The following is a 12,999-nucleotide window of genomic DNA, read 5'->3' as shown; positions in this document are numbered from 1 at the left end:
GTTTTTTTATTTTTTAAAGGATAAACTTAGGGAAATGAGTACCGTGAAAATAAAGATCAGTTTGATCATTTTAAGGAGGAAGTTTCATGACAAAAAAGCGTCGTCTTTTTACTTCAGAGTCAGTAACTGAAGGCCATCCAGATAAGATTTGCGATCAGATTTCTGATGCGATTCTGGATGAAATTTTATCACAGGATCCTAATGCTCGTGTAGCGGCGGAAACTTCTGTGACAACCGGACTTGTATTAGTAGCGGGTGAAATTACAACATCTTCTTATGTAGATATCAATAAAGTTGTTCGCGAAACAGTAAAAGAGATCGGCTACAACCGTGCGAAATATGGTTTCGATGCGGACACGTGCGGCGTATTGACTTCCATCGATGAGCAATCCGTTGATATTGCAGCAGGTGTGGATCAAGCTCTTGAAGCGCGTGAAGGACAAATGAGCGAAGAAGAACTTGAAGCAATTGGTGCAGGAGACCAAGGATTAATGTTCGGTTTTGCTTGTAATGAAACAGAAGAATTAATGCCGCTTCCGATTTCTTTAGCTCATAAATTATCTCGTCGTTTAACAGAAGTACGCAAAGATGAAACACTTGATTATTTGCGTCCAGATGGAAAAACGCAAGTGACAGTAGAGTATGATGAAAACGACAAACCAGTGCGCATTGATACAATCGTTATCTCTACGCAACATCATCCAGAAGTAACGCTTGAACAAATTCAACGTGACATTCGTGAACAAGTCATTAATCCAGTTGTTCCTGTAGAATTAATTGATGCGGAAACGAAATTCTTCATTAATCCAACGGGACGTTTCGTTATCGGCGGTCCTCAAGGAGATGCTGGTTTAACAGGTCGTAAAATTATCGTTGATACGTACGGTGGCTATGCTCGTCATGGCGGCGGTGCATTCTCTGGTAAGGATCCGACAAAAGTTGACCGTTCTGCGGCTTATGCAGCTCGCTATGTAGCGAAGAACATTGTCGCATCTGGTCTTGCGGATAAATGTGAAGTACAGCTTGCTTACGCGATTGGTGTAGCACAGCCAGTTTCGATTGCTGTTGATACTTTTGGTACAGGTAAAGTATCTGAAGATGTACTTGTAGAGCTTGTTCGCTCGAACTTTGATCTTCGTCCAGCTGGCATTATTAAAATGTTGGATCTTCGTCGTCCAATTTACAAACAAACAGCTGCTTACGGTCATTTCGGTCGTACGGATATTGAACTTCCTTGGGAACAAACAGATAAAGCAGACGCATTAAAACAACAAGCACATAACTAATAAAATAAGAGTGGCCCAAAAGGTTGTTGAAAACGACTTTTTGAGTCACTCTTTCTTTTTTTTGATCTTGATTAAATTTTTTCACTTTAAAAAATAAAAGGTTAGGTGAAGGATAATGAAAATAAACGTTAAAGAAATAGAAGAGTTGTTTTTATTATTATTTCAACGAATGAGTGACCAAGGAATCGAAGAAATTAATCTAGATGTAGATTATTATTGGGACGTAGCTTCAGAAGATAGAGTAGAATTTAATAATGAAGAGCCTGAGCTAATTGTGGGCTCCTTAATAGATGATTGGGAGAGTTTAAAACAGGAGGGTGATGCCAAAAAATCGTTTTGTACCGATCTTTTGGATCACCCTTGTTTTCATTTTTTTTGTAAACCTTTATAATATTGAGCTTTCTCTGCATATTCGCGCACAATTCGCTCCATGTCTTCACGGTCCGCTTCGTTTATTTCTCTAACAACTTTAGCTGGACGTCCAAATGCCATTGAATTCGGTGGGATCACTTTTCCTGGTGGGACAAGGCTACCTGCGCCGATAAACGCTCCCTCGCCGATTTCGGCATTGTCTAGAATGATGGAGCCCATGCCAATCAGTGCTTTTTTTCTAATTTTACAGCTATGAAGAATGACTTGATGACCAACTGTCACCTCATCTTCAATGATCAGCGGGTTATTTGGGCTTTGATGTAAAACGGAGTTGTCCTGGATATTGGTTTTGTTTCCAATAATGGTTGGTGCGACATCGCCGCGTATAACTGTGTTGAACCAAACACTCGATTCTTCACCGATCGTTACGTCACCTGTAATGGTCGCATAATCCGCAATATAAGCAGAGTCAGCGATGTTAGGTGTTTTCTCTTTGTATGGATAAATCATAAGTACAAACTCCTTTCTGACTATTAGCAAATTTAAAACACTTTCTTTTCATTTTAACTAAAACAGAAACATTTGTATAATAAAGAAAAAGAATTTCTTTTGTTGCAGCAAGGGTAAGTCGGAGGTGGCACATATGTGGAAGTGGGAAACAGAACAACAGCCTAGAGGGGTCATTGTTATCGTTCAAGGGGCATTGGAGCATCATAGCCGATATGGCTGGTTAATTGAGATGTGGCGTAAGGCTGGATTTCATGTCGTGATGGGGGATCTTCCGGGGCAAGGAATTACGTCACGCGCCCAACGGGGACATATTTCAACATTTAATGATTATTTAACAGCTGTGAAAGAGTGGGTGGAAGCAGCGTACCAATTTGATCTTCCAGTGTTCCTGCTTGGTCATGGGATAGGAGGATTAATTACGATTCGTCTTTTGCAGGAATTGGATTTTGAAGTGGCGGGTGTAATCGCCTCTTCTCCTTGTTTAGGTATGGTTCATACACCACCAAAAATGATCAATATGATGTCGCATAGTCTAAATTCATTAACGCCTTCTTTTAAATTTTCTTATGGAGTTACAGCAGAAATGGTTACTCGAAATGAACAGGTGATAGAAGCGGATAAAGAAGATTCGCTGTTGATTAATAAAGTGTCTGTTCGTTGGTATCGTGAATTGCTTCAAGCGATTAAAGTGGCTTCATTAAAAGTAAATGATATGCCAAATGTTCCACTGCTTTTAATGCAAGCAGGAGCAGATCGGATTGTTGATCGAAAAGCGGTCAGAAAGTGGTTTCACCAAATTGATCTCTCCGATATGCATTATAAAGAATGGCCTGGGCTGTATCATGAAATTTTTAATGAACCAGAACGAGAAGATGTGTTTTATTATGCGAAAGGATTTGTAGAGAATCAGCTCCGTCTTTTAGGATATGTCGTTGATAAATGAGGTGAAGGAATGGCAATACCTGTGACACCACTAAGATTAATGCATAGCATTTATAAAGAAGTGTTTCCAATTGTGCACGAACAGTTAACTTTCTGGAAAGCACAAGCGGAAAACATTCCAAATAGTGAATTGCGACAGCAAGCTCTCGCCAGCATTGAACATAAAACGTTTCATTGTGAAGGTGGAGCGGTGCTGGCGTTGTTATCAGGTGAGAAAAAAGAAGAAGCAGTACGTTTTATTGTGGCTTATCAAACGATTAGTGATTATTTAGATAATCTTTGTGACCGAAGTACCTCGCTAGACCCTCAAGATTTCGCAGCTCTTCATGAAGCGATGGAAGATTCACTCACGATAGATGCACCTATGAGAGAATACTATCGATTTCGGGAAGATCGGGAGGATGGCGGCTACTTATGGCAGCTCGTCCAAACATGTCAATCTGTCATTTCGACGGTCGCTGTCTATAAAGAAATTGCGCCTTATTTTCAAGAATTATGCCGTTATTATTGCGACTTGCAAATACATAAACATGTGCGAAAAGAGGAAAGAGAAGAGCGGCTACAAACATGGTTCCAACAGCATCAGCCTTCATTGCCAGAAATGGAGTGGTATGAGTTTTCAGCTTGTGCGGGGTCGACGCTTGGGATCTTTTGCTTACTTTCATACAGTCTGAATGATGAATTTCAGCCAGAGCAAGCGCAACTTGTTAAAGATAGTTATTTTCCTTATATTCAAGGCCTTCATATTTTATTAGATTATTTAATTGATCAGGCAGAGGATCGAGAAGGTGGCGATTTGAATTTCTGTTTTTACTATCCCGATGAACAACGATTGTTTGAGCGGATGATTTACTTTGTAGAAGAGGCGGATAAACAAGCCCGAAAGCTTCCGCATGCTCGCTTTCATCAGCTAGTTAATCGCGGGCTGCTGGGCGTCTATTTATCGGATGATAAAGCGTTTCAACAAAAGAAGATCCGGTCCATGTCGAAAAAAATGATTCGTAAAAGCGGAGGCACCAGCTTTTTCTTCTATATAAACGGACGCACATATCGGCGTGTGCAACGGGCATTTCCGCAGTTATTTACTAAAAAAAGATAGCTGAAAAAAGCCGGCGCAAGGTCAAAGAACGGTCAAGAAAGTCGAAGAAAGTGCCAGTAAGGTCAAAGAACGGCCGAGAAAGTCGAAGAAAGCGCCAGTAAGGTCAAAGAACGGCCGAGAAAGTCAAAGAAGGTATCAAAAAGGTCAAAGAAATTTTTATGATAAGAAGAGGCTACCTGGAAAAAGGGTAGCCTCTTCTTTTACCTTTTTTCAATCGCAATAATAAAAGGCGGGTGATTCGCCTGGTTAATAAATTGATATTGCAACACATGAGCTTGTTGCTGATCAAGGGTAGCTACATACTTCAGCAGTTCTTCTTTTTCTACCGCTCCTTCTTCATGTCCATGGTAGATAACAAGAACGATGATTCCACCTGAATGCAGCATCGAGAAAATTTGCTCAATCGCTGAGATAGTGGTGTTGGGCTTTGTGACAATCGTTTTATCTCCTTTTGGCAAATAACCAAGGTTAAAAATAGCACCGCTAATATGGCCATGCGACTTTTCCGGAATGGAAGCAGCTACGTGTTCATGCCCGCAGCTAAAAAGTGTAGTGCGGTCACTTAATTGATGTTCTTCTAATCGGACCTTCGTATTTGTTAAAGCGACTTCTTGCACATCAAAGCCAAATATATGTCCGTTATCGCCAACAAGTTTGGCAAGAAATAATGTGTCATGGCCATTGCCAAGCGTTGCATCAATCGCGATGCTGCCATCGGTGACCACTTTTTCTAATAATTTTCTAGCAAATGGTAGGATTCCATCGAGATTCATACTATGCCTCCTAATTGTTAATCAATCATCTTTGCTGATTATAGCTGTACATTAGCTAATTTTAAACTATTTATTGAAATCGTTTGTTGTTATGTTCATCTGATCAAAACTTGATTATAATAATTGGAAACAATTAGATGAAAAAGGAATAGCGGAGGAACAACCGTTAATTGAAGAATTATTGAAGCCATCATAAACCATTGTGTACTTTTTAAACATGGGATTCATGAAGGGAAGGAAGATCATATGTCAAAAGTATTACGTGAATTATCTAAAATAGGCGAAAAAACACTTCGTCCAGAAGTACTTGAACCATTAAAGATTGTTTCTGGAAAAATTGTTGCCTGCGAGCCTGGCGTGTTCGACAATCGATCATTCGAACGGCTAATCGAGCCAGGTTCCTATCCTGTTGTCGCTTGGTGGCATGAAGATACTCAGCTGATTGCTGCAGCGGAACTGAAATTATCCGATGGTGTGCCAGTTCGTTGGGAGATGGCGACAAAACCAGGACAAAACATCGATGAACTGGAGGAGGGACATATATTCGGTTATCCTGTGGATACAGGGCTAGGATGTTTTGCGGATCAGGAAGCGATCGGCAAAATGTCAGAAATAGAAGCTAGATTAGTAAGGGAACTTGGAGAGGATTTTATTAGCTTTTATGATGATGCCTTAGACGATGTGTTGATGGAACATGACGATGTATGGGGCAACTTCATCGTGTCTAAGGAGAATGGATTGAACGCCATTTTGTTTCGCACGGGTTACGGCGATGGATTTTACGCATCCTATTGGGGAATGGATGAGGATGGACAGATCGTTTCGCTTGTGACTGATTTTAATGTATTGTAATGGATGATGGAAGAGTCTTTCATAGGGTTCACTATGAAAGACTCTTTTCTATTTGAAAAAATTTCCCCTGCCAGCTATCGCGACGTTTCAATTCCGCATCAATGGCATTTAATACGGCCCACTTATTCACACTCCACATCGGCCCAACCATTAAATCAATCGGTCCATCTCCTGTAATTCGATGAATAATCATTTCTGGCGGTAAAATTTCTAATTGATCACAGACGAGCTGGACGTAGTCCTCAAATGATAAGAATTCCAATAATCCTTTTTCATATTGCTTGACCATTGGCGTTCCTTTTAGTAAATGCAATAAATGAATTTTAATGCCTTGCACATCTAGTTGACTGACAACTTTGGCTGTTTCCATCATCATCTCTGGTGTTTCAAGCGGCAATCCGTTAATAATATGGGAACAGATACGGATGTTATGTTTCCTTAGTTTTTCAACGCCTTCTACATATGTTTCAAAATCATGAGCGCGATTAATGATTCGGGCGGTTTTTTCATGAACAGTTTGCAAGCCGAGCTCAACCCAAAGATAGGTGCGTTCATTGAGTTCAGCTAAGTATTCGATGACATCATCAGGCAAGCAATCTGGCCGAGTGGCAATCGATAAGGCGACGACGCCCTCTTGCTTGAGTACCGATTCATATTTTTCTCGCAGCACCTCAACCGGAGCATGAGTGTTCGTGTACGCTTGAAAGTAGGCCATATATTTGCCATCTTTCCATTTATGATGCATTTTTTCTTTAATGTCATGAAATTGTTTTTCAAGATCGTCGGCTCGGTTTCCAGCAAAGTCACCGGAACCAGCCGCACTGCAAAACGTGCAGCCGCCAAATGCTACGGTGCCATCACGATTTGGGCAGTCGAATCCGCCGTCTAGAGCTACTTTAAATACTTTATGACCAAATGTATGTCGCAAATGGTAGTTCCATGTATGATAGCGTTTGTTATCACTGGCATAAGGAAATGGGTTGGCATTCATTTTCGTTTTCCTCCTCTATGTAACAAAAGTCTATCATGAAATGAAGCGGGAAAAAACAGCGAGAATAAGTCAGAATTTTAAGTTCGGAAAAGATATTGAAAGCGGAAAATAAAACCCCTAAAATAATTTTGAGACACGAAATAGTTTGTCAAATGAAAGGGGGAGCAGAAATGCCAAAAGCAGTTTGGTTGTTAGTCATTGGAATGGTTATAAACGTCACGGGGGCTTCTTTTTTATGGCCATTGAACACCATTTATATTCATGAGCATCTTGGGAAATCATTATCCGTTGCCGGGATTGTATTAATGTTAAATGCGGGAGCTTCAGTTGTTGGGAATCTTCTTGGCGGCACGCTTTTTGATCGGTTTGGTGGTTATCGCTCGATTCTGTTAGGAACACTTATCAATGTGATCGCTCTTGTAGGGATGACGCTATGGCATGGTTGGCCGCATTATGTCATCTTTTTAACGATGGTTGGCCTTGGTTCGGGAATCATTTTTCCAGCTGTGTATGCTCTAGCTGGTGCGGTTTGGCCAGAAGGTGGACGACGAGCGTTTAATGCGGTGTATGTGGCACAAAACGCTGGTGTAGCGATCGGATCGGCACTTGGTGGATTTGTTGCTTCCTATTCGTTTAATTATATTTTCATCGCCAACCTTGCGATGTTTGCGGTGTTTTTCTTATTAGCAGCCTTTGGTTATCGTCACATGAGCTCAGTCCAAGGGGTGCAGACCAATGTGTTAGCTGAACATGGCCAAGTCAAAAGCCGCAGTAAGATGACGGCATTACTGATTCTTTGTATCGCTTATATGCTTTGTTGGGTCGGATATGTGCAATGGCAATCAACCATTGCTAGTTACACGCAAGAAATCAATATTAGCTTAAAGCAATACAGTTTATTATGGACGATTAACGGAGCGCTTATTGTGTTTGGCCAGCCATTCATCAATTATTTGCTTCGTCCATTACGAGAGAATATGAAAAAACAAATCGTTTTTGGTATCGTCATTTTTATGGTGTCCTTTGGCGTAACAGCTTTTGCCCAAGATTTTAAAGGGTTTATGGCCGCGATGGTGATCTTGACAATCGGAGAAATGCTTGTTTGGCCAGCTGTACCAACCATTGCGAATCAGCTTTCACCGAAAGGAAGAGAGGGATTTTATCAAGGGGTGGTCAACAGTATGGCTACGGCTGGACGAATGTTTGGGCCAGTTCTTGGAGGGGTGCTTGTCGATACATATGGCATGACGGTCTTATTTATGATGTTAATTGCCCTATTAAGTCTTGCATTCGTATTGGCTCTTTTGTATGATCGGCCGCTTAAAAAAGAATTGCCATCTGCTTCAATGTCGTCTTATTAAGCTTGCAACTGTCAGAATTTTTGTCTAGAATAGATGATGACTAAACACATATATAAAAGACGATGACAAGGAGTAGTAGTGGGGTTCTTCTGAACAAGAGAGCTAGCGGTTGGTGAAAGCTAGCCAGAGGGTCCATGAACTCGCCTTTTGAGTCGCAGATGTGAAATGATAGTAGCTTCTGCCGCCGATCTGCGTTATAGACATAAGCCGAGTGCCAAAGTAGGCACTAATCTGGGTGGTACCGCGGGAACTATACTCTCGTCCCAATTTTAGGGACGGGAGTTTTTTAAATTTGTACACAGTTTCAACAAGGAGGATGTTACAGATGAGTTTTGATCATCAGCTTATTGAGAAGAAATGGCAAAAGTTTTGGGAAGAAAATAAAACATTTAAAACAACAGAAGATAAAGAAAAGCAGAAATTTTATGCATTAGATATGTTTCCTTATCCATCAGGAGCGGGCTTGCATGTTGGGCATCCAGAAGGTTATACAGCAACGGATATTTTATCACGCTACAAGCGGATGAATGGTTACAATGTCCTTCATCCAATGGGGTGGGATGCCTTTGGTTTACCAGCTGAGCAATATGCGTTAGATACAGGAAATGATCCGGCTGAATTTACGGAGCAAAATATTAATAACTTCCGCCGTCAAATTAAGTCATTAGGATTTTCTTACGATTGGGATCGCGAAATTAATACAACAGATCCTGAATACTACAAATGGACACAATGGATTTTCTTACAGCTTTATAAAAAAGGACTAGCTTACGTGGATGAAGTGGCTGTCAATTGGTGTCCAGCTCTTGGAACGGTATTGGCAAACGAAGAAGTCATCGACGGCAAAAGTGAACGTGGGGAACATCCAGTTGAACGTCGCCCAATGAAGCAATGGATCTTAAAAATTACGGAATATGCGGATCGCTTATTGGAAGACTTAGATGAGCTTGACTGGCCAGAAAGCATTAAAGATATGCAGCGTAACTGGATCGGTCGTTCAGAAGGAGCAGAAGTGACGTTTTCGATTGATGGATATGAAGAAACGTTTACTGTGTTCACAACGCGTCCTGATACTCTTTTCGGTGCTACATATGCAGTACTTGCTCCTGAACATCCATTTGTTAATAAAATTACAACAGCAGAGCAGCAGCAAGCGGTAGCTGATTATTTAGATGAAATCAAGTCGAAAAGTGATTTAGAGCGTACAGATTTGGCGAAGCATAAAACAGGTGTATTTACAGGTGCGTATGCGATCAATCCAGCAAACGGCGAAAAAATGCCGATCTGGATCGCTGATTACGTCTTAATGAGCTATGGAACAGGAGCCATTATGGCAGTCCCTGCTCATGACGAACGCGATTATGAATTTGCTCAAACATTCGATTTACCGATTAAAGCCGTTGTCGCTGGTGGAGATGTTGAGAAAGAAGCTTATACAGGTGATGGTGAGCATATCAACTCTGACTTTTTAAATGAATTAAACAAAGAAGATGCCATTGTTAAAATGATTGCTTGGTTAGAGGAAAAAGACCTTGGAACGAAAAAAGTAACGTATCGCCTACGTGACTGGTTATTCAGCCGTCAGCGTTATTGGGGTGAGCCGATTCCAATCATCCATTGGGAAGACGGTACAATGAGTGCAGTGCCTGAAGAGGAGTTACCGCTTGTATTGCCAGTAACAACAGAAATTAAACCGAGCGGAACAGGGGAATCTCCATTAGCGAACATTGATGAATGGGTTAATGTGGTTGATCCAGTGACAGGCAAAAAAGGTCGTCGCGAAACGAATACAATGCCGCAATGGGCCGGCAGCTGCTGGTACTATTTACGCTTTATCGATCCAAGCAACAGCGAAGCATTAGCTGATCTAGAAAAACTAAAAGAGTGGATGCCAGTAGATATTTATATCGGTGGAGCGGAGCATGCCGTACTTCACTTATTGTACGCTCGTTTCTGGCATAAAGTATTATATGATTTAGGCGTTGTTCATACGAAAGAGCCATTCCAAAAGTTGTTTAACCAAGGAATGATTCTCGGTGAAAATAATGAAAAAATGAGTAAATCAAAAGGCAACGTTGTCAACCCAGATGAAATCGTGGGTAGTCATGGAGCGGATACGCTTCGTTTATATGAAATGTTCATGGGCCCATTAGATGCATCGATAGCTTGGTCAACAACAGGGGTAGATGGCGCGCGTCGCTTCCTTGATCGTGTATGGCGCTTAATTGTTCAAGAAAACGGGGAATTAAGTGAGAAAATTACAGATGGAGGCACAGAGTTAGAAAAAGTGTACCATCAAACAGTGAAGAAGGTAACAGAGGATTATGAGCATCTTCGCTTTAACACCGCGATTTCGCAAATGATGGTGTTCGTGAACGAAGCTTATAAAGCAGAAGCATTACCGAAAGCATTTATTGAAGGTTTAGTTCAATTACTTTCTCCAATTGCTCCGCATATGACGGAAGAACTATGGGAGAAACTAGGTCAGACAGACACCATTAGTTACCAGCCTTGGCCAACGTTTGATGAAACGAAACTTGTTGATGATGAAGTAGAAATTGTTGTTCAAGTGAACGGTAAATTAAAAACAAAACTAATGATTTCTAAAGAAGCAACTCGTGAAGAAATGGAACAAATCGCTATTAACGATGAAAAAGTAAAAGAACAAATCGAAGGCAAAACGGTTCGTAAAGTGATTGCTGTACCAGGCAAACTAGTCAATATCGTAGCTAATTAAAGAAAGGATGTTTCACATGGAACCAATTGAAATCATGACTCCGGAAGAACTTAAACAAAAATTAGAAAACGGTGAACAACTAGAAATCATCGATGTTCGTGAAGATGAAGAAGTGGCTAGTGGCATGATTCCAGAAGCGAAGCATATTGTTATGGCCACAATCCCTGAACACCTTGATCAATTTGATAAAGAAAAAGAATACATTTTTGTTTGCCGCTCTGGACGCCGCAGTGAAAATGTTTGCTACTACATGCGCGACCAAGGATTTAAAGTTCGAAATATGGTTGGCGGCATGCTTGAATGGACAGGTAAAACAAAATAATTTAACTGAAACAGCCTCCTAAGTGTCCTTGGGAGGCTGTTTTTTGAGTGGAAGCCGATGATTAGTCGCGAATTTGCATGAATCAGGCGGGATGAGTAGAGAATCAGTCGCGAATGGATTAAAATTGGGCGTAAATCAGTTATAATCAGCCGCCAATTCACCATTATCAGTCGCCACCATCAAACGAAGTATACTCACACTCCATTTGATGCATTCTATAAAAGATATTCGTTTGAATATCGCCAATCCATTCCTTTGAGGTGAGGTTATGAGTCATAAAGATGAGTTAGATACGCACTCAGAATTGTTTCATCATAACTGGACGAGACCAAAGCGAGCGAAATCGCAAGTGAATGGTCATACGGAAGAGTCACAAAAGACCATTATTTTAAAAAGAATGGTCAAAGCTCACCGCTTTTCTTAGCACAAAAAAGCAGGAAGGAGAGTCATCTCTTTCCTGCTTTTTCTCTCAATTATTCTTGTCCTGCATTCGTGCCAGCGAGTCTGCCGGTTACAAGGGCAGAGGTAATATTGTAGCCGCCCGTGTATCCGTGGATATCTAATACTTCTCCGCAAAAATAAAGTCCAGACATTTTTTTCGAAGCCATCGTTTTCGGTTCAATTTCTTTAATGGACACACCGCCGCCTGTAACGAAGGCCTTTTCAAGAGGAAGGGTTCCGTTGACGGTAAAGCGAAAGTCTTTGCACAGATGAACGAATTGTCGAACTTTCTCCATGGAGACTCCGTTACAAGGCATCTCTTCATCAATGTCCGCCTGCTTCAGTAAAAACAATAAATAGCGTTCTGGAACAATTCCTTTTAAGCAGTTTTTGACTGATTTTTTCGGGTGTTCCTTCATTAAACGATGGATGTCTTGGAACAGCTGCTCTTCATTTTTGTCCGGTAGGCTATCGATCGTCATCACGACTTCAGTCGATTTTTTCAGTGCTTTGACGACGTATTGACTGCAACGAAGAACGGCTGGACCTGAAATGCCAAAATGGGTGAAAATCATATCCATTTGATGGGTAATGATCGTTTTTCCTTTTGGATTAAGCACGCTTAATGCCACATTTCTTAAGGACAAGCCTTGCAATGTTTTATCTTTAATAAATGCTTCTTCTGACGTAACAGGAACTTCGGTTGGATAAAGCTCCGTAATGGTGTGTCCAGCTTGTTCTGCCCAAGGATAGGCATCACCGGTAGAGCCTGTATGGGGAACAGAACAGCCACCAGCCGCCACAACAATAGTTTGACTTAGTATGGTTTGTCCGTCTCTTAACTCAATACCAGTTGCTCGTCCATCCTTATACAATATATTAGCAACCGCTGTATTCACTCGAATCGTGACATTTAATTCATCAATTCGACGGAGCAGGGCATCAACGACCGATTGAGCTTTATCCGTCACCGGAAACATCCGCCCATGATCCTCTTCTTTCAACTGAATGCCAAGATCCTCAAAAAAGCGAATAATATCCTCATTGTTAAAAATCGAAAAGGCACTATATAAAAATCGTCCGTTGCCAGGGATATGCTTAATGATCTCATCAATCGGCAGCCGGTTTGTGACATTGCAACGGCCGCCTCCTGAAATGGCCAGCTTTCGTCCGAGTTTACTGCCTTTATCTAATAGCAGCACGCGAGCCCCCTGTTCTCCAGCGGCAATCGAAGCCATCAAACCAGAGGGACCGCCTCCGATTACAATTACATCATAATTCATTTTTTCACCTTCTTTATTGATAAAGCCATT

The 12,999-nt window shown here is 41.2% G+C and carries 13 protein-coding genes and 1 other annotated feature; of the genes, 9 read left to right on the top strand and 4 right to left on the bottom strand.

The window, feature by feature from the left end; translation table 11 throughout:
- Positions 1 to 86: 86 nt before the first annotated feature.
- Positions 87 to 1,286 (top strand): methionine adenosyltransferase, encoded by a 1,200-nt coding sequence (metK, locus tag WDJ61_RS14075; RefSeq protein WP_338750809.1) that lies wholly within the window; start codon positions 87 to 89, stop codon positions 1,284 to 1,286.
- A gap of 115 nt (positions 1,287 to 1,401) precedes the next feature.
- Complete coding sequence (locus WDJ61_RS14070) at positions 1,402 to 1,677, top strand: hypothetical protein (protein WP_338750807.1); 276 nt, start codon at positions 1,402 to 1,404, stop codon at positions 1,675 to 1,677.
- On the opposite strand, the gene WDJ61_RS14065 is transcribed toward WDJ61_RS14070, so the two are convergent.
- On the bottom strand, positions 1,653 to 2,168 hold the full coding sequence (locus WDJ61_RS14065; RefSeq protein WP_338750805.1) for a gamma carbonic anhydrase family protein: 516 nt from the start codon (positions 2,166 to 2,168) through the stop codon (positions 1,653 to 1,655). The genes WDJ61_RS14070 and WDJ61_RS14065 overlap by 25 nt on opposite strands.
- 133 nt (positions 2,169 to 2,301) lie before the next feature.
- Between WDJ61_RS14065 and WDJ61_RS14060 the strand changes: the two genes are divergently transcribed.
- Positions 2,302 to 3,111, top strand: a complete 810-nt coding sequence (locus WDJ61_RS14060) for an alpha/beta hydrolase (protein WP_338750803.1) — start codon at positions 2,302 to 2,304, stop codon at positions 3,109 to 3,111.
- A 9-nt stretch (positions 3,112 to 3,120) separates the two neighbouring features.
- Complete coding sequence (locus WDJ61_RS14055) at positions 3,121 to 4,209, top strand: tetraprenyl-beta-curcumene synthase family protein (protein WP_338750801.1); 1,089 nt, start codon at positions 3,121 to 3,123, stop codon at positions 4,207 to 4,209.
- Between the two features lie 200 nt (positions 4,210 to 4,409).
- On the opposite strand, the gene WDJ61_RS14050 is transcribed toward WDJ61_RS14055, so the two are convergent.
- Complete coding sequence (locus WDJ61_RS14050; RefSeq protein WP_338750799.1) at positions 4,410 to 4,982, bottom strand: class I SAM-dependent methyltransferase; 573 nt, start codon at positions 4,980 to 4,982, stop codon at positions 4,410 to 4,412.
- 246 nt (positions 4,983 to 5,228) lie between these two features.
- Between WDJ61_RS14050 and WDJ61_RS14045 the strand changes: the two genes are divergently transcribed.
- Entirely contained in the window at positions 5,229 to 5,834 is a 606-nt protein-coding gene (locus tag WDJ61_RS14045) for a DUF4241 domain-containing protein (protein ID WP_338750797.1), read from the top strand.
- Between the two features lie 31 nt (positions 5,835 to 5,865).
- Here the strand turns inward: WDJ61_RS14045 and WDJ61_RS14040 are convergent, their stop codons facing one another.
- Complete coding sequence (locus tag WDJ61_RS14040) at positions 5,866 to 6,825, bottom strand: TIGR01212 family radical SAM protein (protein ID WP_338750795.1); 960 nt, start codon at positions 6,823 to 6,825, stop codon at positions 5,866 to 5,868.
- 170 nt (positions 6,826 to 6,995) lie between these two features.
- On the opposite strand from WDJ61_RS14040, the gene WDJ61_RS14035 reads away from it, so the two are divergent.
- The 4 genes from WDJ61_RS14035 to WDJ61_RS14020 all read left to right on the top strand — a co-directional run bounded on the left by WDJ61_RS14035 (position 6,996) and on the right by WDJ61_RS14020 (position 11,669).
- Positions 6,996 to 8,186, top strand: coding sequence for an MFS transporter (locus WDJ61_RS14035; protein ID WP_338750793.1), 1,191 nt, complete (start codon positions 6,996 to 6,998; stop codon positions 8,184 to 8,186).
- Between the two features lie 53 nt (positions 8,187 to 8,239).
- Positions 8,240 to 8,455, top strand: a binding site (T-box leader).
- A gap of 56 nt (positions 8,456 to 8,511) precedes the next feature.
- Entirely contained in the window at positions 8,512 to 10,923 is a 2,412-nt protein-coding gene (leuS, locus tag WDJ61_RS14030; RefSeq protein ID WP_338750791.1) for a leucine--tRNA ligase, read from the top strand.
- Between the two features lie 16 nt (positions 10,924 to 10,939).
- Positions 10,940 to 11,245 carry a rhodanese-like domain-containing protein gene (locus tag WDJ61_RS14025; protein ID WP_338750789.1) on the top strand — a complete coding sequence of 102 codons (306 nt, stop codon included), beginning with the start codon at positions 10,940 to 10,942 and terminating at the stop codon, positions 11,243 to 11,245.
- 268 nt (positions 11,246 to 11,513) lie between these two features.
- The gene (locus WDJ61_RS14020; protein ID WP_338750787.1) at positions 11,514 to 11,669 is read left to right on the top strand and encodes a YpzG family protein; all 156 of its coding nucleotides are present in this window, start codon (positions 11,514 to 11,516) and stop codon (positions 11,667 to 11,669) included.
- 49 nt (positions 11,670 to 11,718) lie between these two features.
- Here the strand turns inward: WDJ61_RS14020 and WDJ61_RS14015 are convergent, their stop codons facing one another.
- Complete coding sequence (locus WDJ61_RS14015) at positions 11,719 to 12,969, bottom strand: NAD(P)/FAD-dependent oxidoreductase (protein ID WP_338750785.1); 1,251 nt, start codon at positions 12,967 to 12,969, stop codon at positions 11,719 to 11,721.
- Positions 12,970 to 12,999 lie beyond the last annotated feature (30 nt).

This window comes from Bacillus sp. FJAT-52991 (assembly GCF_037201805.1).
Taxonomy (GTDB): domain Bacteria; phylum Bacillota; class Bacilli; order Bacillales; family Domibacillaceae; genus Bacillus_CE; species Bacillus_CE kandeliae.
This window is presented reverse-complemented; position numbering and strand designations above follow the sequence as displayed.

Bases quoted from the DNA above. Each gene is read 5' to 3' on its own strand.
- metK (WP_338750809.1), top strand. From the start codon at position 87: ATGACAAAAAAGCGTCGTCTTTTTACTTCAGAGTCAGTAACTGAAGGC.
- WDJ61_RS14070 (WP_338750807.1), top strand. From the start codon at position 1,402: ATGAAAATAAACGTTAAAGAAATAGAAGAGTTGTTTTTATTATTATTT.
- WDJ61_RS14065 (WP_338750805.1), bottom strand. From the start codon at position 2,168: ATGATTTATCCATACAAAGAGAAAACACCTAACATCGCTGACTCTGCT.
- WDJ61_RS14060 (WP_338750803.1), top strand. From the start codon at position 2,302: ATGTGGAAGTGGGAAACAGAACAACAGCCTAGAGGGGTCATTGTTATC.
- WDJ61_RS14055 (WP_338750801.1), top strand. From the start codon at position 3,121: ATGGCAATACCTGTGACACCACTAAGATTAATGCATAGCATTTATAAA.
- WDJ61_RS14050 (WP_338750799.1), bottom strand. From the start codon at position 4,982: ATGAATCTCGATGGAATCCTACCATTTGCTAGAAAATTATTAGAAAAA.
- WDJ61_RS14045 (WP_338750797.1), top strand. From the start codon at position 5,229: ATGTCAAAAGTATTACGTGAATTATCTAAAATAGGCGAAAAAACACTT.
- WDJ61_RS14040 (WP_338750795.1), bottom strand. From the start codon at position 6,825: ATGAATGCCAACCCATTTCCTTATGCCAGTGATAACAAACGCTATCAT.
- WDJ61_RS14035 (WP_338750793.1), top strand. From the start codon at position 6,996: ATGCCAAAAGCAGTTTGGTTGTTAGTCATTGGAATGGTTATAAACGTC.
- leuS (WP_338750791.1), top strand. From the start codon at position 8,512: ATGAGTTTTGATCATCAGCTTATTGAGAAGAAATGGCAAAAGTTTTGG.
- WDJ61_RS14025 (WP_338750789.1), top strand. From the start codon at position 10,940: ATGGAACCAATTGAAATCATGACTCCGGAAGAACTTAAACAAAAATTA.
- WDJ61_RS14020 (WP_338750787.1), top strand. From the start codon at position 11,514: ATGAGTCATAAAGATGAGTTAGATACGCACTCAGAATTGTTTCATCAT.
- WDJ61_RS14015 (WP_338750785.1), bottom strand. From the start codon at position 12,969: ATGAATTATGATGTAATTGTAATCGGAGGCGGTCCCTCTGGTTTGATG.